Raw genomic sequence first — 18,929 nt, forward strand, 5'->3', positions numbered from 1 at the left:
TTATTCATTTTTATCGCTTATCTTCTCCTCAAACAGAGATAAAGCATTTAAGACCTGCTTTTCTTGCTCCTGCAATGATAAACTTCCATCAACGAGCAGGTCAGAGGTCTTTTCTTCAGGAGATAAAATGAAAAGAGGTCTTGACTTTGACAAGTATTTTTCAAGCTCTTGAATCATTTTTTGAGGATTAGGATTGTCTTGATGGTCTCTGATTAAACGGCGTGCTAAAGCAATATCTAGGGGTGTATCTAAGCAAATCAAAAAATCAATATACTTTCCTGTGGCCTGGTGGCAATAGCCTAAAGGAGCATCTAATAAAATGTATTTAGTCGGGGTGAGATTACGCCTAGTAGCTGGACAGACTATTGTCTCACCTTTTTTAAGTTGGTGCAAGGTATCAACAAGCTCTGGATAGATCCAATCATTATAGTCTTTGCTCGAGTAAAACCACTCTACATAATTTTGAGGACCTTTTGAAATTTCATCATAGTCATCCCAGAAGATTGTAGTTGATTGCAAAGTTTCAGCTAGCTTTTTAACCAGAGTGGACTTACCTGCTCCAGAAATTCCACTAATTCCAATGATAAGAGGATGGCTCTTTTTACTGTTTATTCTATCAGTATGTTTGTCTCTCTTTAATATGCCTTGCGTTTGGACTTCATCGTTAAAGAATTTTACAAAAAAAGTCTTGGTCAGCTTTGGGTTTTTCTTATTTACCCTAACAAATTCAGCTTGGAACCCGCATTTTTCATAAAACCCTGGGGCTTGAAATACACTGGTAACCAAGTTAATATTATTGAATCCTTTTCCTTGAAAATGTCTTTCTAATTCTTGTAATAGTTTTTTGCCAAAACCTTTCCCTCGATGAGCTGTATCAACCCAAATATCATCCACATATATCTCAGCAAATGCAGTAAATGCGTTCAATACTGCAAAAACAATCCCGTTGTCATCCTTCAAAACCAATGAGAACGTTTTATAATTTACATCAATCTCATGAGCGCTCTCGTAAGCAACCAAGTCTTTGGTCATCCTCTCTTCTTCAGCATGAGAAATTTTATCTACAAATTCAATGGTATAATTCATTTAACTCACTCACCTATGCATTAGCGTTATGAGATACATTAGCCTTCAAAAAATCATCCATATATAGCTCCATTGGATAATGAAGCACAGGATGCCAACTCGCAATAAACTCTCCAATGATCTTAAAGCCCACTTTTTGGTACGCGTGGATGGCTCGTTTATTGGTCGCTTCAGGATCTATCAGAACCCTTGTCACATTTGAGAATTGGCTTATTAAAAACTCCCGTCGGCCACAGCAATCCCTTTCCCCAATTAATTCTTGAAGAAAAAGAGGCCCAAGTTCCTTTTGCCACCGTAATAGATGACCACGTTTAACGACTGAAACCGTTTGTTTTTTAAGTATCTTTCAACAGCTTCTTTAAAGGTGTGACGCTTACCCTCCGAATAGAGTTGATGCCGACCACAGCGAATATCTGCTTCAACCTTTGAAATCCAAGTTTTAGCATCTGTTTTTCTATCAAATATCGCTGTAAGTGTGGGATGTCCCTTTAATCGAACTTCTGCTTGATAACGAACGTTGGCTTTTTTAAGTTTTGTTTCTCGAATATAACCCATTTAACTCCCTGCAAGCGATTAGAAAACGAATAGTCCTCTGACCAATCGATCTTAACGCTTGATATACAGTCACTTAAAAGGAGTACAAACACTGATTACCGTAAATTCAACGGAACGGACACTCCAAAGTGATCGTCAAAAATATTTATGAAGATTTGTTTTGGGTGATTAAGAAAAATTACCGTTGGAATTTTGTTTTCTCCGGCAAGAGAAAAAAGAAGGAAAGATTAGAAAAAGAAAGTGGCCAGAACTGGAATCGAACCAGCGACACAAGGATTTTCAGTCCTCTGCTCTACCAACTGAGCTATCTGGCCACACATGAAGCTAAAAACATAGAAGATGGGTGATTTTTTTACAATACAATTTCTTTGCATAAATAAAAGAATCCCAAAACTATTAGCTAAAAGCTTACTCTCCCTCGCTTCCCGAAGTACTAGTATTTTTTTTAGGCGACTCAAGGGCGATACGGGAAGAATTATGCAATTTCGATTCCAAGATGGACATATCTTTTGCCACATTTATAGCCTCTGCAAGCTGCATATCGCTTTTTTCCGGAGAAAGGGCAGTAGAGGGTAGCTCGCTTGTCATGCTGCCAGACTTTAAAAAGTTTTGATAATTGGCATTATTTGCCAGGCGAATTGAGCTTTTTCTTTGAAGCTCTCCTAAATGCTCATGCCACCACATGGATTTTTTTTGAATTGTTGGCATGTAATACCTGAGATACCAAGGCTTTAAACCTGGATCTATATCACTTAAACTATCCCTAAAAGAAGCGCTGATCCGATCGTTTGAAAGTCGATCTTCTAGATACTCCTCGCCAAATTCTTCAAGACTTAAAGGGCTTGGAACAACAACATCCGCCTTCACTCCCAGCTCCTGCGGGGTCTTTCCGGAAACGGTGTAATACTTGCCAACTGTTACTTTAAAGTAAGAACCTTCTCCTTGGCCATCTGTCACAGTTTGACTTTGAATTGTTCCCTTGCCAAAAGTTTGTTTATCCCCAACAATAACCCCTACACCATAGTCTTGTAGAGCTTGGGCCACAATTTCAGCGGCAGAAGCTGTCATTTTCGAAGTTAGGATAATCAAAGGCCCATCGTAGCTTGTTTTTCCATCCATGTCCCGATAGAACCTTTCCTCCCCGTCGGAATACTTGGAAATGACAACCACGCCATTTGTGATAAAAAGACCGGCTACCTTAACAGCTTGGCTTAAAAATCCCCCGCTATTTTGCCTTAAATCAAGAATAAGGCCTTTTATGGGACGCCCCCCTTTCTGAAGTTTTTGAATGGCTTCCTTAACATCCCTTTCAGCAGAAACCCCAAGGTCGCTTTGATAAAAAGTGGTTAGTTTAATGATTCCTATGACTCCATTTTCAAAAGGAATTTCTTTAAGCTCGGCTCTTCCTTCATTAACAGCCACATCTTCTCTTGTTAAATTTACCGATTTGATGGAGCCTTGCTTATTTGATAGTAAAAGATCGACTTTTGTTCCTTTCGTTCCTCTTAAACGTCCCATAACTTCTTCTAAAGGCTCATTTTCTATAGAAGCCCCATTAATTTTTAAAATCCGGTCATTCACTTCAACGCGCCCGCTCCTAGAAGCCGGACTTTGATCGATAATTTTTGAAACCACATAACCCTTGTCTTGTTTATCTAGCTCGATGCCTATGCCTACAAAGGATTTTTCAAGACGAATACGCATATCATAAGCTTCTGAATCGCTTAAATATGAAGTATGGGCATCTAAACTTTTTGTAAGAGCCTTTAGAAGATGCATGTAAAAAAGGTTATCAAGCTCGCTTCCTTTAACGTCGCTGCTAGCGACATACTCGCTTTCATGGTTTAACATTTTTTCATTGTATTTCTTTAAAATAAGCGCTTTATTTGAGGCTCCCAATCGTTTTTCTTCACTGTTTCCGAAATTAGCATAGTGCTCTTGCTGTCTAAGTTTCAAATCAGAAATAGAATTAGCAAATCCCGGCACTTCCTGGAATGAAGCCCCTTCATAATCTCTAAAATCAGGGTTGCTACGCTCTTTTTGAGCCCGTTTCATAGCGGTTTGGATAACCCTGTTTAACTTTTTATAGCTGTCAAATCGATTAGCTTCATAGTCTTGTAAAACCTTTTTAACCTCGCTGTCGCTCATATTCAAAAAAGGTTTCACTTCTTCTTGAGTAAGGTAGATTCTTTGAGGGTCTGCTTGCTCTATATATTGCTTAAAGGAGTGTTTGACAACCACCTCAGATAGTTTTTTCGTATTGACATGCTGACTTAAGATATCGTTCATAACTTTCTTAACATCTTCAGCTTGAAGGGGATGATCAAGACTTCGTAAAGATGTTGTGAAAATGAAAGTGAGAGCCATGAAAAAAAGAAGAAACCGACACATCTTTAAGTCCTTTATTTTTCTAAATTCATGATAAACGCTTCAAAAAAAATCACTTTAAATAACTAAAAACTAATTATTTAAAAAAATGAATAAATAAATTTACCCTGGATAATTCAATTATATCCTTTACAAGGGAAAGGAGCAATGCCTTATCTTCCCATAAGTTTAGAAAACTCTATATTTGGTAATCGAAAAAGCTTAAAATTGAAGACTTATTCATAAAAATTAAGTATTTTAGACTTTTTAGCGGAAATTTATGACTCCAAGTAACCTGACTGCATCAAAAAATTCAGATTTTTATCTCACCTTAGAGGGATTTGATGGCCCCCTTGGGGTTTTGCTTCATCTTGTCCAACAAAAAGAAATCGATATCTTTGATGTCAGGCTCTCTAAAATCATCTCTCTTTTTATTGAGGAGTTTAAGGACCTTAACCTTGATGTAAGTTCTGAGTTTATCGGCACTTTTTCCCAGCTAGTCTACTTTAAGAGTAAAACGCTCTTGCCGGATGAGATAAAGCCATCAGAAGAAGAACTTTTAAACGATCCTTTAGATGAAAAGTTTGAAATTATCCACAAACTGATTGATTATTGTTTATTTAAAGAAGCCGGCAAACAGCTCATTTCTCTTGAGGAAGAGCAAGGAAAACTTTATTCAAGAGGCCTAAAGTCGACGGGTGAAAGTCCAAGACCGTTAGGGCTCAATCACTTGACATTAAACGATCTCGCTTCTCTTTTTAAAACCCTACTCGATAACAAGGAAAAAAATACCCAAATTTTATACGAAGAGGAATGGAAAGTCTCAGACAAAATCCAGTTTATAAAAGACCTTCTTCTTTCAGATAAAAAGATCCCTCTTTTTGAACTTTTTTTTAAAGAATCTTCAAAACTTGAGTGGATTGTCACCTTCCTGGCTGTTTTAGAACTGATGAAAATCGGAAAATTGTCGGTTTTTAAAGAAGCGGACAATGAGGTGATTTTTGTTTCCCTAACCTGATTTTATATTTTTTTTGAGTAAGCGGAGGCTAAAAAAAAACAATTTTTATTGACTAAAAATTTTATTGTGATATCCTTGGTATTAATTAAATTTAAATAAGAGTAACAGTCCCTCCACGTTAATTGTGCCAAAAAGCACTTTCTCAAATAACGTGAAATAAATTTCTCAACGGTTTTTCAAGTGTTTATCAATAAACTTCTGACTAATGATTATACTAATAGCTCTCGATGGCTACATAGTCTCATTCGTCATCCAGCCATGTAAAAAACAAGGAGTTTCTATGGCAATGCAACAACAATTCGGTACAGTAAAGTGGTTTAACCCAACTAAAGGTTATGGATTTATCCAGCCGGAAGAAGGCAACAAAGATGTATTCGTTCACATCACAGCCCTTGAACGTTCCGGACTAAAGACACTGCAAGAAGGTCAACGCGTTAGCTTTGAGTTGACTACTACTAACGGTAAAGTTTCAGCAGTGAATTTAAAACTCGCTTAAGCGTTCGTTTGTAACAATTGAAGCAACTAAAGAAAATTTGATTTATTATTTAAATTGTTTTTTCGCTTCAATACATACGGGTAAAAACGAACGCTGAATAAGTCTTTCTATTTTACCCGTCTTTTTTTTCACTTTTTGACTAATTCCATTTATTGGTAGAGTTTCTTTATTCGTAAAAGAGGTCTTGAATGTCACGCGAAATTAACTTTTTCTCTGATGAAATAGAGATTTCTGAGGAAAAACTGCCCTCCCCCCCTAAAAAAAAAGTCTAGATAGCGAGCCTACCCAAGAAAGTTCACAGGACAAAAAAAATCAAGAAAGACTAGCTCGAAGGGAAGTCAAACGCCTTATCGAAGCTTTGCTTTTTGCCACAAGCGAACCTATTACCCTAAATAAAATAAGAGAAGTTACAGATTCTTTTTACCCCCTAAAGCCAAGCGTTCTCTTAGGGTTGATGGATGAGCTTCAATCCGATTATATGGAGTTAAGACGAGGCTTTAGATTAGAAGAAATAGCAGGTGGCTACCTCTTAAGGTCTTGCGAAGAATTTACACCCTATATTCAACTTTTATATCGAGAAAAAAGAGGTGAAAAATTAAGCCAGGCATCCTCTGAAGTGCTTGCCATTATTGCCTATAGACAACCGATCACAAGAGCTGAAATTGAATCAATTAGAGGCGTCGACTCCTCGTATGTTGTGGGATCTCTTCTTGAAAGAGGCTTAATAGAACCTTCCGGAAAATTAGAAGCTCCCGGCCGGCCTACCCTTTATAGCATCACCCAAGAATTCCTTTCCCACTTTGGATTAAAAGACATTAAGGAGTTGCCGGAACTTAAATCACTTTTTCCTAATCCTTAGGTTTTTTTATTTCATCCATGGTGGCGGCTAAAACTTCCCTGAAAGCTTTTAGCCCTTCTTCTTCGCAGCAAATGCATGGAATATCTAAATTTTCAAAAAAAGGCTTATCGCTAATATACCTTGTTCTCGCTACTATATAGATAGGCGGGTGAAGGTCTCTTGCTGTTTCAATCACACTAATGGACTCATTGATTTCCGGCAAAGTTACGGCTAAAAGAACGGCTTTTTCCATCCCGGCAATTTCTTGAATGTTAGATTTGGAAGCATCTCCGTAGATGGCCTCTTTTCCTTCTTTTAGAAGTTTTGAAATAGTGTCCACATTTCTATCAATAACAATAGGAGAAAAACCATTTTCCTGAAGAGTTTGATAAATCGCTCTTCCAATTGGACCATAACCTACAACGATCGCTTTATTTACAGCTTCTTTTGAAATCAACCCCCTTCCTTCATCATTTGATTGTTGGTGGAGCAGTTTTTCAAGATAATACTTGAAATTTTTAATCGACTTAAAAAGAAGAGGGTTGATGGCAATAGAGATTAAGGCTGAAGCCACAAGAATATCGTAGCCGGCGTCAGGCAAAAGCTTATACTTCATGGCTTCTTCGGCTAAAATAAAGGAAAACTCCCCGATCTGAGCTAAAGATAAGGCTACTACCAACCCCACTTCTACCGAGTACCCAAGAAAATAAACGATGAGAAAAGCAGTCAAGGGTTTTACAATAAGAATAATGGCTAAAACCCCGGTAAATAGGCTAAAATTTTCAACCATCGCTCTTGGATCAAAGAGCATTCCAACCGAGAGAAAAAAGATCACAACGAAGGCGTCCTTTAACGGAAGAACGTGGGCGGAAGCTTGATGGCGAACTTCGGTTCTTCCTATTACCATACCCGCTAAAAAAGCTCCAAGGGCAATCGATGTTCCAAAAATAAGAGCTGAACCGAGAGCAATAGCAAAGGTAATGGCAAGAACCGCAAGAGTAAAGAGTTCATGCGACCTTGTCCTCGCGATTCTAAAAAGAAGGTAGGTCACAACCCTCGTGCCTATATAAAATACGACAAAAGCCAAGCTTATAAATTTTATAGTGAGGATGAGGATTGAAAAGCTGAAAATTTTTATATCAAAACCTGTTAGGCCTTGATTTGCCGCAATTGAAGGCAAAAGAATCAAAACCGCCACAGTAAAAATATCTTCTACAATCAGCCAACCGACCGCAATGTGTCCTTGCGGTGTAGAAAGGATCTCATTATCACTTAACACCCGGACAAGCACAACTGTACTTGCTACCCCAATCGAAAGACCTATAATTAAACCTGATTCCAAAGTCCAGCCAAGAGAATAAATAAAAAGGGTCGAAAAAAGGGCCGTCACAAAAGTTTGACCAAACGCTCCCGGGATTGCGACCGATTTGACACTAGCAAGGTCTTCCCATTTAAAGTGCATTCCAACCCCGAACATCATTAAAATAACGCCAATTTCAGCTAATTGTTCAGCGGTGTGGCTATCGATTACAATTCCGGGAGAATAAGGTCCTATAAGATAGCCGGCAATCAGATAGCCAAGGAGGGAGGAAAGACCTGCTTTGTAAGATAAAAACCCAAGAATGCTGGCAAGGGCGAAACCGACTGTAAGTATGATGACAATTTCAAGATTTACAAGATCCACGCTTTTGTCCTTTTTGTGCCAAAAAAGAGCGATTTTCACTCAAAAGGATTTGACTATCAGTTTCGTAACTTAAAAGGCTTTCGTCTTTGACTTCAAGTTTTTTTCCTATTGAAACCCTTCCACCCTTTCCTAAGCCGAACAAGGTAAATTATATATTTAATTTAATGTAAGATTTATTTTACTTTTACGAAGCTGCTTTTAGCCTTTATTTCCTTTGCAAAAAACAAACTTTTACCTATAATTCCACTGATCCGTTCTAGGATTTGCATTTTTTGACAGATTTAATTGTAAATCAATCTGCAAATGGAAAAGAGATTTTATCTCTTTCATACAAAACAAATAGGAGACTGGCATCAATGCCGACAATCAATCAATTGGTTCGTGAACCGAGAACCGCTAAAAAACGACGCAGTAAATCTCCTGCTCTGAAGAAGTGTCCTCAGCGCCGAGGGGTTTGCCTCCAAGTAAAAACAAAGACGCCTAAAAAGCCAAACTCAGCTCTTAGAAAAGTAGCATGGGTCCGTCTTTCAACAGGACAAGAAGTCATTGCCTATATCGGCGGTGAAGGCCATAACTTGCAAGAACACAGCATTGTGCTTGTAAGAGGCGGAAGAGTAAAAGACTTACCTGGTGTGCGTTATCACATCGTTAGAGGTACATTAGACTGTGCGGCTGTAAAAGACCGTAAGCAAGGAAGATCCAAATACGGGGCCAAAAGACCTAAGTAACGCTAAGATCTTGTGAGATACAGATCTTGGCTCGCGACCATATGTTTTTAAAGAAAAGCATCTGCTCGCGCGCAAGACTAAATCGAAAGATTTAAGTTAGGTGAATGTTAGGTTCTTCCTCTCGAGTAAAGGTTAGCCGGCTTAAATTTCGGCCAAACCTAATAAAATAATTAATTTCAGTAAATTGAGGAAACTATGTCAAGAAGAAGACGCGCAGAGAAAAGGGAAACAGCTCCCGATCCGCTTTATAACAGCACGCTGCTCGCTAAATTTATCAACAAAGTGATGCAAAGTGGAAAAAAGAGTACCGCACGCCGCATTATTTATAATGCCTTAGACAAATTAGCTAAGCGTGTAAAAATGGAAGATCCATTGGCAGCTTTTGAGCAAGCGCTTGAAAATGCTAAGCCGGCTCTTGAAGTAAAATCCCGCCGTATCGGTGGAGCCACTTACCAAGTACCTATTGAGATTCCAAGCAACCGCCGTATTTCGATGGCAATGCGCTGGATTATCAACCATTCTCGCAGCAAAGTGGGACGTTCTATGGAAGAAGGCCTCGCAATGGAACTTGCAGACTGCTTCAACAATCAAGGAACGACAATTAAAAAGAAAGATGACACCCACCGCATGGCAGAGGCTAACAGAGCCTTCGCCCACTACAAGTGGTAATAGAAGGTAAGGAGCAAAAACCATGTCAAGACCCCCTAATGAGCATTTAGAAAAAGTGCGTAATATCGGTATCATGGCTCACATTGATGCCGGAAAGACAACAACTACAGAGCGTATCTTATTCTATAGCGGCCGATCACATAAAATCGGTGAAGTCCATGAAGGCGCTGCCACAATGGACTGGATGGTTCAAGAGCAAGAGCGCGGTATTACTATCACCTCAGCTGCTACAACTGTATTCTGGCATGACTGTAAAATTAACATTATCGATACTCCGGGCCACGTTGACTTCACAATCGAAGTTGAAAGATCCTTAAGAGTCCTTGATGGTGCTGTCGCTGTGTTTGACGCCGTATCCGGTGTTGAGCCTCAGTCTGAAACCGTATGGAGACAAGCTGACAAATACGGCGTGCCGCGCATTGCATTTGTTAATAAAATGGATAGAACAGGCTCAGACTTCTTTGCAGCCGTCCAATCCATGAAAGACAAACTTCATGCCAACGCCATCCCTGTCCACATTCCAATCGGCGCCGAAGGCGGCTTTAGAGGAATGGTCGACCTTATCAAAATGAAAGCGATTCTTTTTGATGACGAAACAAAGGGTGCTAAATACGTTGAAGATGAGATTCCGGAAGATCTTTTAGAAATCTCAAAAATCAAAAGACAAGAGCTTTTAGACGAGCTTGCCACAATTGATGAAGACAATGAAGAATTCATGATGAAAGTTCTTGATGATCAAGACTCTCTCACACAAGATGAAATTCATGCCGTCATTAGAAAAGGCGTTTGCTCCGGAAAAATGAATCCTGTTCTTTGCGGTTCAGCCTTTAAAAACAAGGGCGTTCAGCAAATATTGGATGCTGTTATTCACTGGATGCCTTCCCCTCTCGACAGAAGAGCGGTTAATGGAATCGATCTAAAAACAGATCAGCCGATTGTCATCAAGCCTGCCGACGATCAGCCTTTCTCAGCTCTTGCTTTTAAAGTCATGACAGACCCTTATGTCGGAAGATTGACTTTTATTAGAATCTACTCAGGTACGCTTCTAAAAGGAATGACGCTTTTGAATTCTACAAAAGATTCTAAAGAGCGTATTTCACGTTTGATCGAGATGCACGCCAACCAAAGAAAAGAGCGGGATGAGTTCTTTACAGGCGATATTGCAGCTTGTATCGGCTTAAAAGCCACAACAACCGGAGACACTCTTTGCGATCCGGATTACCCTGTTCTTCTTGAAAAAATGGAGTTCCCTGAGCCTGTTATTTCCATGGCTATCGAACCTAAATCTAAAGCCGATCGTGAAAAACTCTCAAAGGCTCTTTCAGCCCTAGCTGAAGAAGACCCCACCTTCCGCGTTTCTTCAAACGAAGAAACAGGACAGACCATCATCTCCGGTATGGGCGAGCTTCACCTTGAGATTATCCATGACCGTATGAAAAGGGAATTTAGCGTAGAAGCAAACGTTGGAAAACCACAAGTAGCCTATAAAGAAACCATCACAAAACCGGGTGCGATTCAGACGAAATACGTCAAGCAAACAGGGGGACGCGGTCAATACGCCCACGTCGAACTTGAGATCGAACCGAATGAAAAAGGCAAAGGAAACGAAGTCCGCAATAAAGTTGTGGGCGGAGCGATTCCTCGGGAATACATCCCGGCTGTCATTAAAGGTATTGAGGAAGGTCTATCAACAGGCGTTCTTGCAGGTTACGGCCTTGTCGATGTCGTTGTAAATATCGTTTATGGATCCTACCACGAAGTAGACTCTAACGAAATGGCCTTTAAGATCTGCGGATCGATGGCTCTTAAGGATGCGGCTAAGAAATGCGGCCCTATAATCCTTGAACCAATCATGAAAGTGGATGTAACAACACCTGAATCGGCAATGGGTGATGTTATCGGAGACTTAAACCGCAGGCGCGGCCAAATTATCGGTCAGGAAAATGTGAAGGGCGCAGTTATTGTGCACGCAGAAGTTCCTTTAAGCGAAATGTTCGGGTACTCTACACAACTTCGTTCTTTATCATCAGGAAGAGCGTCTTATGTAATGGAGCCTAGCCACTTCTCGCCGCTCCCGAATAAATTACAAGAAGAAATCATTAAGAAAGGTTAATCCCTCATGGCAAAACAAGATAAAAGTACAACAAAACAACAAGCTAGGCAAAAGATCCGTATCCGCCTCAAAGGATATGATCAACGCCTTCTTGACCGTTCTACAGAAGACATCGTGGAAACGGCAAAGCGTACCGGAGCTGCAGTTGCCGGCCCAATTCCTTTGCCAACACGTAAAGAGATTTTTACTGTTCTTAGATCCCCTCACGTTGATAAAAAATCACGTGACCAGTATGAAATCCGTACTCATAAGCGTTTAATTGATATTTTAAACCCAACCGGAAAAACAATCGATGCGTTAAAAACATTGACTTTGCCGGCAGGTGTCGATATCAAAATTAAAGCTTAATTCTAAAAGAACATTAAGATAAGCTTTCAAGTCCTGGATGGCTTCCATTCAGGACTTTTTTTATTCCGCCTTCAACGTATATTTAAAGCTGTCTTGTGCAAGCTCAATAATTCTTTCTATCGGCCAATTTAATTTCTCATAAAGAAGCGAATATTCCCTTGATAAAGGTGATCTAAAAATTAAGGGGTCATCTGTTGCAATGACAATTGGGTGCCCTTGCAGGCCCCAAAAAAGCCAAGGATGCTCTTCAAGCTTTTCAATCATCTGAACGCATAAGCTGCTGCTTAAACAAATTTCAACAGGAATCTTCTTCTCTAGGATCACTTGCTTGGCATCTTCACTTAAATGAACCCCATGGCCAATTCTATCCGGGTTTAAAGCCTGCAAAATAACCATTTGATCGGTCTCAAGCGGCGACTCGCCCATGTGGACAAGAAGACCTAAACCTTTTGCTTTGGCAAAAGATAATACGGGTAAGATCTCTCTTATGTCCCCCTCTTCTGAATAACCCGAGACATCAATCCCGATAACACCCCTTTCCTTATATTTTAAAGCTAGAGAAACTGTTCTTTTAGCTATTTCTAAACTAGAATTTCTTTGCAAACTTAAAGCCACATAGGCTTTAAAGCCCGGGGATTTAGCATTCTCGATACCTTCTAAAACAGCCTTAAGGTAATTTTCAAAACCTAAGCCTAAATCTTTTAATCCGGTTCTTATTTCAACATAGGAGACCCCATCTTCTTTTAAAGCTTCGCATAGCCAATAAGTCCCTTCCCTCACCCTATCTTCTGTGCAAACGATTTGAGAGACGATCTTAAACATTTGAAAAGCTTCCTTATAGGAAACTGTTTCCGAGGCTTTTTTTAAGTTCTCATTGAGGATTCTCCTTTCTTCATCTGAGGCTACTTTAATCAAATAGTCTAAAGGAAAAGAGCCTCCTAAATGCAAATGCAGTTCTGCTTTAGGAAGCGTTTTAAAAAATGAAGGGTCAGGATTTTCTAAAGGGAAAAGAGTAGAAGCAAAAGCAAGAAAAAGATAAAGGAAGCCTTTCAGATAATTCTCAACTCTTAAGCCAGATGCGCCCTTTGATAATTGTCCTAAAAAAGTCTTCAGAACTGTATTCCGCATGAAGCGCATACTCATCTTTTGATTTAGCATGATAAACCTCAAAGCCATGAAAAAGCTCCCCTTGGAACTCCCATGCAATTTTATCGGTTTCATAGACCCCCTTCCCCGGAACAATGCCTATCGATTCGTTCGAAATTTCTATATTGAAACGGCCTTCTTTAATGTTTGAGACTACAAATTCATTTTCAACATGATCCTCGACGCCATCCATCTCAACTATCTGGCGAATTGTAATGCGTCCTTCAACCATCGGATCAATCATCCATTTTGAATAATAGCGGATTTCTTCAGGTGAAGTGCTAAAGGAAATTTTCCCTTCTCCGAGCCACGTAGAAGGTTGAAAAATAAAATTAGGGTGCTTTAGAGACTCTGACATTAGAACATAAACCTTCTGCTATAGATGCTTTGCAAAATTCCAAGCGCTGCCATGGTTGAAAGAGTAGAGGAGCCGCCGTAGGTGACAAGCACCAAGGGAACCCCTGTGATTGGCAAAAGTCCGCTCATCATGCCGATATTGACTAAAATATGCATCGCTAGATAAATAGTGATGCCGCAAGCAAGAAGCCTTCCAAAATGGTCTTTAGCAAGCGCTGCAACTTGAAATCCGGTGTAGATTAAACCATAGTAAAGAATTAGAAGAAAGACCAAACCCAAAAAGCCGAACTCTTCGCCAAAAGCCGGGAAAACAGAGTCCGTATAGGCCTCGGGAAGCCATCCGCCGCCGGTAAAAAAGCTTTTACGAAAGCCAGACCCTGTGAGCCCACCAAGAGCAATAGCGGTTGAAGCCGCTTTCTGATGGTGCGTATGAGGATCTAACCGATCGAACTGGTATTCTTTTAAAAATTTAGTGGCATAGGGACGTAAAGTTTCATGAGGAACAATTTCTAGAAAAACTAGAGCTACAACCATGATTGCAAAAGCAGCTATAAATAAGAGAGAGCGCGTAAAAAGCGGATGAACATCCCCAATATAAAACATCACTAGCGTGATGGGAAATAAAACAAGCGCCGTACCAAGATCCGGCTGCTTTAAAATAAGAATAAAAGGTATAGCCACCGTAATGCCGGCAATTAAAGCCGTTGACACAAGCTTTGCTTTTTGACGGCGCCTTTCCAAAAGCCAGCTCAAGGAAATAACCACAATTAACTTTGCAAGCTCTGAGGGCTGCAAACTAAATCCTAAATAGGGAATGCGATACCATCTATGTACGCTTTGAATCGTGCTTGTAAAAAAAAGACCAAGAAGGGAAAGGATCATTAAAAGATATAGTATCCAAGTCCATTCCCTAAGCTTATTGTAGTCAAAACTTGCCGCCCCCATAAAGATAAAGGAGCCGATCGTAAACCACTTAATTTGCGTCAGGACAGTCGGGGTAAAGAATGTGCCTTCTATAGACCCATCAGGCAAGTGCGTAGCCGTATTTGAAGAAATGACAAGCAAGCTTATTACCATAAGCGCGAGAGCTATGGCAATTACTCGAAAATCCATTCGGCTTAAAGTTTGAAAATCCCACATGATGATCTAACAGGCAATTTTTTAACAAAATCCTAGCATTGCCACCCATTTTGTATCCTTCTAAATTTGCAAAGACATAGAGAAAATTAGCTCTCGAATTGGAGAATAGAAATTAGAAACCTCTAGACAACTTTCCTTTTTAAGATTTTAGCGGAGACAAAGTTTAATTTTTGAAATACGCTTAAAGGAATTAGTAAAAAATCCATTTAACAAGTCTATAATTTATAAAAATTATCTTAAAAGACCATAATTATTTAATTAAAATTTACTTTTAATAAACGAATTAATATAAAATTAACAATTTCGTAATATATTCATGTTTAATTTTTATAAAAGGAATAATTTATGAATACTGATGGAAACCTTACGGCATTCCCTAATACCCCTTCCTTTCACCCTCGGTTTTTAGAAAGAAAGGAGACAGATATTCATGCTATTCCTTATGAAGTAATGCTGCAAATTTTTGAAAAACTTGATCTTAAATCCATTTTTAGAGCCGCCCCTACTTGCAAACTATGGACAACCCTAAGTAAAGACATTTCATTATTAAGACATTTATTTCATAAATATTTGCCCGACACGGCTAAGGCTTCTCCTAAAACTAATCTTGATGAAAATTTCTTCCTCCAACACTTAATTGGTGACGCACGTATAAGATCAAAATCCTTTGAAATCAAACCAATTCTCACGGAAATCAAGACAGATGGCTTTATATCTTGCCTTAAGCTTATAAATGGAAAACTCTTTGTCGGAACAACTTCCTCAATTGATATTTGGGATACTAAGACAGAGCATAAAGTTAAAAGCTTTAAAGGAGATTTTTCTATGATATCGGCTATAGAGGTAGCGGATGGAAAACTCTTTAGCCCCTTTTCAGATAAAACCATTCATATAAAAGATATTGAGAGCGGGGAAACCCTAAAGGTACTAGCAGGTCATACCAATTTGATCACCAAAATTTATGTTTCTAACGGAAAAATCATCAGTAAGGGTCTTTGCGAGAACCTTAGAATTTGGGATGCGTTAACGGGTGATCTGATTAGAGTCATTGATTCTAAAATTTCAGATTTTTGGAGTGATGACGGAAAAATCTTTGCCCTATACTACGCTTCAGATGAGGGGATCATTCATCTATGGAATATTGAAACAGGTGAGCTTAAAAGCTTCGAGGGTCATAGGGATTTAACCTTTTTGACGGCAGCTAACGGAAAACTCTTTAGCGCTTTAGAAGACATGTCGATTTGTATCTGGGATGCTGAATCCGGAAAACAACTAAGAACTTTTAAAGAGCATACTGATCGGATTATCAATCTTGAGATCGTAGACAATAAACTAATAAGCTACGCATACGACTGCAAGATTTGTATTTGGGATATCGAGACAGGGACCCTGCTTAGAAAACTCGACACATCGAACTTATCTGAAGATAAAAAACCCTTAGGAATCTCTTCTGTCCAAATAGAAGGCGGAAAAATTTTTGCAGCGGCTCATAATAAAACCATTCAAATTTGGAATTTTAACCAAAACGCAAAAAATCCAATTAAATAGCTCTAATTCTTTCCTGTTTAAATCTCTCTTGCAGGGTCTTTAGTTTGGAGGGAGTGGACCTCTCGAAGGAAGACTCCATTTTTGATCGGCTATTGCCTCCTTTAATTAACAAAACGATATAAAATTAGTTAATTCTAAGATATATTATCCCCTTGTTTTTTTTAAGGAATAGTTATGAATAGAGTTGGCTCAAAGCCCTCAATTATTGAGGGTCTTAATGAAAGTGAAGAAACAACAGGTCCCGGCATTCATTCTTTGCCTGCTGAATTGATAATAGAGATTTTTTCAAACCTAGACTTCAAATCCCTTAACATGGCAGCTCTCACTTGTAAACTTTTAAAAGACCTATGCAAAGATAGTGCCCTAATAAAAAATCTATTTTTTAAATCGCTTCCTGAAACAGCTAAAACTCTTTACAGAACCACTATTGACGATACTTTCTTATGGCAAAGCTTGATGGCCGATGCCCATATGAGATCAACTTCCGGGAAAATTGAACCTACTCTTACAAAAATTAAACCTACCAGTACGAGATGTCTTAAATTAATAAACGGAAAAATCTTTGCCGCGGCAATAACCGGAGCCATTGAAGTTTTTGATGGTACGACAGGAAAAGAGATTAAAAGACTCGAAGGACATACCCTCGAGCCAAGAGATTTTAAAATGTTTGATGGAAAACTCATTAGCGCCTCTTCGGACAACACCATTCGCATATGGGACTTAGAAAAAGGAGAGACAGTTAGGGTATTAGGGGGTCATGCAGGTTCTGTCATAAAACTTGAGGTCTATAAGGGAACACTTATTAGCACCTCTTATGACAAGACCCTAAGGCTTTGGGATATTAACTCAGGGAAAGAGCTGAAAGTCTTAGCACCCCCAAACTATCTTCATGGCTTTTGTCTTTCTGACGGAAAAATCTTTAGTGTCGCAGGAGATTACTTTTATATTTGGGATGCAGCTAACGGAAATGAGATTAAAGTTATAGAATACCCTCATCCCGTAAAAAATTTTATAGCGGCAAACCGAAAACTTTTCATCGCTTCAAAAAAAGGAGTTATTCATGTGTTGGATATTGAAACAAATGAGCTTAAAAAGCTTGAAGGTCATACAAAATTCGTAACCACTATGGTTGAATCTAACGGAAAACTCTTTAGCGGTTCAGAGGATCGCACAATACGAATATGGGACGTCGATTCAGGAAGAGAACTTTGGACTCTGAGAGGGCATAGCGATCAAATCACGCATATTAAGGTTTTAGACAAAAACCTAATCAGCTACTCTCTGCCTCTAATCCCTCGACGCTTTGATGATCAAACCATTCGGCTTTGGGACATTGACACAGGAAGGGAACTTAGAAAATTTGATACATCGAATGACTTTAATCCTGTGCTGTCTTTATGCAGTCTCCAGCTGTCTGTTGGTAAAATCATCGCTTGGTCTAGCAAAACTATTTTGATTTTCGATTTTAGTCAAAAACCTCAAAACCCCATAATATAATCCACTTGAAACCTAGGAACAACCGTTATGGATCATAGAGTTGACTTAAAGCGCTCAATTATTGTGAGTCTTAATGAAAGTGAAGAAACAACAGATCCAGGCATTCATTCCTTACCCGCTGAATTAATGATAGAAATTTTTTCAAACCTAGACTTCAAATCTCTTAACATGGCAGCTCTCGCTTGCAAACACTGGAATGCCCTAAGCAAGGATAGCGCCTTATTAAGAACTGTATTTTTTAAATCATTTCCTGAATCCTCTAAAACCCTTTCCCGAAGCAATCTTGATGATAATTTCTTATGGCAACGATTACTTGCTGATGCCCGTATGAGATCGCAATCAGGAAAGATCGAACCGAGCTTTATAAAAATAAAGCCGGCAGCTATTTTAACATGCCTTAAGCTAATAGACGGTAACATTTTTGCAGGCACATTTACCGGCATTATCTCCATGTTTGATCAGTCCGGAAAGGAATTTAAAAGACTTGACGCACATGATTCCAATGTAACAGATATAATCATCTGTCAAAAAAAACTTTTTAGTTCCTCAGCAGATAGCACCATTCTCATTTGGGACTTTGAGAAGGAAGAAACCATTAAAGTATTAAGAGGTCATGCTGACAGTGTCACAAAATTGGGTATCTTCAATGGAATTCTCATTAGCACCTCTTATGACGAGACCCTAAGGCTTTGGGACATTGAGACAGGAAATGAACTTAAAGTTTTAGCACCTCCAAACTATTCTCCTAACTTTTGTCTTTCTGAAGGAAAAATTTTTAGTTTTACCAAAGACCATAAATTATATATTTGGGACGCTAAAACAGGAGATGAAATTAGAGTCATCGAGTACCACGAGCCTATAGAAAGATTTATTTCATCAAAAGGAAAGCTCCTCATTGCTTTGAAAGGGGGAGTTATTCACATGTTGGATATTGGAACAAATAAGCTTAAAAAACTGAAAGGCCATACAAAGTCTGTTACGGCCTTGGTAGAGGCTCAAGGAAAGATCTTTAGCGGCTCAGAGGATCAAACTATACGAATTTGGGACCTTGAGTCCGGAAGGAAACTTATGACCTTAGAGGGTCATTGTGATCTAATTACACATATTGAAGTTTTAGACAAAAACATCATCAGTTGGTCAAGGGACCCCCTATCTAGATTCTCGGAAGACCAAACCATTCGACTCTGGGATATTGAGACTGGGAGAGAACTTAGAAAGTTTGATAAGAGATTACCGGATTTACTTAATATACAACTAGACGTTGGAAAAATAATCGGCGGAGGCTGTGAAAGCATCCAAATTATAGATTACAATCCAAAACCTCAAAACCCCATAATAT

The 18,929-nt window shown here is 39.1% G+C and carries 17 protein-coding genes, 1 tRNA gene and 1 pseudogene; 10 read left to right on the forward strand and 9 right to left on the reverse strand.

Going from position 1 to position 18,929, the window contains the following annotated elements:
• The 5 genes and pseudogenes from CSEC_RS13555 to tsp all read right to left on the reverse strand — a co-directional run bounded on the left by CSEC_RS13555 (position 1) and on the right by tsp (position 4,032).
• On the reverse strand, positions 1 to 642 hold the full coding sequence (locus CSEC_RS13555) for a nucleoside/nucleotide kinase family protein (protein ID WP_419761215.1): 642 nt from the start codon (positions 640 to 642) through the stop codon (positions 1 to 3).
• Positions 640 to 1,077, reverse strand: a pseudogene (locus tag CSEC_RS13560) (GNAT family N-acetyltransferase); the annotation flags it as partial. The gene CSEC_RS13555 and the pseudogene CSEC_RS13560, both read right to left, overlap by 3 nt.
• 261 nt (positions 1,078 to 1,338) lie before the next feature.
• Entirely contained in the window at positions 1,339 to 1,641 is a 303-nt protein-coding gene (locus CSEC_RS12815) for a hypothetical protein (RefSeq protein WP_053331993.1), read from the reverse strand.
• Between the two features lie 241 nt (positions 1,642 to 1,882).
• Positions 1,883 to 1,955: transfer RNA gene (locus CSEC_RS10115), tRNA-Phe, on the reverse strand.
• A 94-nt stretch (positions 1,956 to 2,049) separates the two neighbouring features.
• Positions 2,050 to 4,032, reverse strand: a complete 1,983-nt coding sequence (gene tsp / locus CSEC_RS10120; RefSeq protein WP_053331994.1) for a tail-specific protease Tsp — start codon at positions 4,030 to 4,032, stop codon at positions 2,050 to 2,052.
• Between the two features lie 256 nt (positions 4,033 to 4,288).
• Between tsp and CSEC_RS10125 the strand changes: the two genes are divergently transcribed.
• From CSEC_RS10125 to scpB, 3 genes are all read left to right on the forward strand, one after another.
• The gene (locus CSEC_RS10125; protein ID WP_053331995.1) at positions 4,289 to 5,026 is read left to right on the forward strand and encodes a segregation and condensation protein A; all 738 of its coding nucleotides are present in this window, start codon (positions 4,289 to 4,291) and stop codon (positions 5,024 to 5,026) included.
• Positions 5,027 to 5,306: 280 nt separating this feature from the next.
• Positions 5,307 to 5,522 (forward strand): cold-shock protein, encoded by a 216-nt coding sequence (locus CSEC_RS10130; protein ID WP_419761214.1) that lies wholly within the window; start codon positions 5,307 to 5,309, stop codon positions 5,520 to 5,522.
• A 358-nt stretch (positions 5,523 to 5,880) separates the two neighbouring features.
• Positions 5,881 to 6,381, forward strand: a complete 501-nt coding sequence (scpB, locus tag CSEC_RS10135; RefSeq protein ID WP_053331996.1) for an SMC-Scp complex subunit ScpB — start codon at positions 5,881 to 5,883, stop codon at positions 6,379 to 6,381.
• On the opposite strand, the gene CSEC_RS10140 is transcribed toward scpB, so the two are convergent.
• Positions 6,371 to 8,044: a cation:proton antiporter gene (locus CSEC_RS10140; RefSeq protein WP_041018332.1), complete on the reverse strand. Its 1,674-nt coding sequence runs from the start codon at positions 8,042 to 8,044 to the stop codon at positions 6,371 to 6,373. The two genes, scpB and CSEC_RS10140, sit on opposite strands and share 11 nt — an antisense overlap.
• Before the next feature lie 356 nt (positions 8,045 to 8,400).
• Between CSEC_RS10140 and rpsL the strand changes: the two genes are divergently transcribed.
• The 4 genes from rpsL to rpsJ all read left to right on the forward strand — a co-directional run bounded on the left by rpsL (position 8,401) and on the right by rpsJ (position 11,902).
• Entirely contained in the window at positions 8,401 to 8,772 is a 372-nt protein-coding gene (gene rpsL, locus CSEC_RS10145) for a 30S ribosomal protein S12 (RefSeq protein ID WP_041018333.1), read from the forward strand.
• Positions 8,773 to 8,967: 195 nt separating this feature from the next.
• Complete coding sequence (gene rpsG / locus CSEC_RS10150) at positions 8,968 to 9,441, forward strand: 30S ribosomal protein S7 (protein WP_041018334.1); 474 nt, start codon at positions 8,968 to 8,970, stop codon at positions 9,439 to 9,441.
• 22 nt (positions 9,442 to 9,463) lie between these two features.
• Positions 9,464 to 11,554 (forward strand): elongation factor G, encoded by a 2,091-nt coding sequence (fusA, locus tag CSEC_RS10155; RefSeq protein WP_041018335.1) that lies wholly within the window; start codon positions 9,464 to 9,466, stop codon positions 11,552 to 11,554.
• A 6-nt stretch (positions 11,555 to 11,560) separates the two neighbouring features.
• On the forward strand, positions 11,561 to 11,902 hold the full coding sequence (rpsJ, locus tag CSEC_RS10160) for a 30S ribosomal protein S10 (protein ID WP_041018336.1): 342 nt from the start codon (positions 11,561 to 11,563) through the stop codon (positions 11,900 to 11,902).
• A gap of 60 nt (positions 11,903 to 11,962) precedes the next feature.
• On the opposite strand, the gene CSEC_RS10165 is transcribed toward rpsJ, so the two are convergent.
• From CSEC_RS10165 to CSEC_RS10175, 3 genes are read right to left on the reverse strand one after another with little or no spacing between them, the layout of a single operon-like run.
• A complete protein-coding gene (locus CSEC_RS10165) occupies positions 11,963 to 13,030 on the reverse strand; it encodes an adenosine deaminase family protein (protein WP_041018337.1) in 1,068 nt (355 codons plus the stop codon).
• The gene (locus CSEC_RS13245; RefSeq protein ID WP_041018338.1) at positions 12,963 to 13,406 is read right to left on the reverse strand and encodes a hypothetical protein; all 444 of its coding nucleotides are present in this window, start codon (positions 13,404 to 13,406) and stop codon (positions 12,963 to 12,965) included. Before CSEC_RS13245 ends, CSEC_RS10165 begins: the two co-directional genes overlap by 68 nt.
• Positions 13,406 to 14,545 (reverse strand): FtsW/RodA/SpoVE family cell cycle protein, encoded by a 1,140-nt coding sequence (locus CSEC_RS10175; RefSeq protein WP_041018339.1) that lies wholly within the window; start codon positions 14,543 to 14,545, stop codon positions 13,406 to 13,408. Before CSEC_RS10175 ends, CSEC_RS13245 begins: the two co-directional genes overlap by 1 nt.
• Positions 14,546 to 14,890: 345 nt before the next feature.
• On the opposite strand from CSEC_RS10175, the gene CSEC_RS10180 reads away from it, so the two are divergent.
• The 3 genes from CSEC_RS10180 to CSEC_RS10190 all read left to right on the forward strand — a co-directional run.
• Positions 14,891 to 16,093, forward strand: a complete 1,203-nt coding sequence (locus tag CSEC_RS10180) for an F-box/WD repeat-containing protein (RefSeq protein WP_041018340.1) — start codon at positions 14,891 to 14,893, stop codon at positions 16,091 to 16,093.
• Positions 16,094 to 16,267: 174 nt separating this feature from the next.
• Entirely contained in the window at positions 16,268 to 17,590 is a 1,323-nt protein-coding gene (locus CSEC_RS10185; RefSeq protein WP_041018341.1) for an F-box/WD repeat-containing protein, read from the forward strand.
• A 27-nt stretch (positions 17,591 to 17,617) separates the two neighbouring features.
• Positions 17,618 to 18,929: F-box/WD repeat-containing protein (locus CSEC_RS10190; RefSeq protein WP_041018342.1), on the forward strand; the 1,312-nt coding region annotated here is incomplete at its 3' end.

The organism is Criblamydia sequanensis CRIB-18 (genome assembly GCF_000750955.1).
Taxonomy (GTDB): Bacteria; Chlamydiota; Chlamydiia; order Chlamydiales; family Criblamydiaceae; genus Criblamydia; species Criblamydia sequanensis.

Bases quoted from the DNA above. Each gene is read 5' to 3' on its own strand.
- CSEC_RS12815 (WP_053331993.1), bottom strand. From the start codon at position 1,641: ATGGGTTATATTCGAGAAACAAAACTTAAAAAAGCCAACGTTCGTTAT.
- tsp (WP_053331994.1), bottom strand. From the start codon at position 4,032: ATGTGTCGGTTTCTTCTTTTTTTCATGGCTCTCACTTTCATTTTCACA.
- CSEC_RS10125 (WP_053331995.1), top strand. From the start codon at position 4,289: ATGACTCCAAGTAACCTGACTGCATCAAAAAATTCAGATTTTTATCTC.
- CSEC_RS10130 (WP_419761214.1), top strand. From the start codon at position 5,307: ATGGCAATGCAACAACAATTCGGTACAGTAAAGTGGTTTAACCCAACT.
- rpsL (WP_041018333.1), top strand. From the start codon at position 8,401: ATGCCGACAATCAATCAATTGGTTCGTGAACCGAGAACCGCTAAAAAA.
- rpsG (WP_041018334.1), top strand. From the start codon at position 8,968: ATGTCAAGAAGAAGACGCGCAGAGAAAAGGGAAACAGCTCCCGATCCG.
- fusA (WP_041018335.1), top strand. From the start codon at position 9,464: ATGTCAAGACCCCCTAATGAGCATTTAGAAAAAGTGCGTAATATCGGT.
- rpsJ (WP_041018336.1), top strand. From the start codon at position 11,561: ATGGCAAAACAAGATAAAAGTACAACAAAACAACAAGCTAGGCAAAAG.
- CSEC_RS10165 (WP_041018337.1), bottom strand. From the start codon at position 13,030: ATGCGGAATACAGTTCTGAAGACTTTTTTAGGACAATTATCAAAGGGC.
- CSEC_RS13245 (WP_041018338.1), bottom strand. From the start codon at position 13,406: ATGTCAGAGTCTCTAAAGCACCCTAATTTTATTTTTCAACCTTCTACG.
- CSEC_RS10175 (WP_041018339.1), bottom strand. From the start codon at position 14,545: ATGTGGGATTTTCAAACTTTAAGCCGAATGGATTTTCGAGTAATTGCC.
- CSEC_RS10180 (WP_041018340.1), top strand. From the start codon at position 14,891: ATGAATACTGATGGAAACCTTACGGCATTCCCTAATACCCCTTCCTTT.
- CSEC_RS10185 (WP_041018341.1), top strand. From the start codon at position 16,268: ATGAATAGAGTTGGCTCAAAGCCCTCAATTATTGAGGGTCTTAATGAA.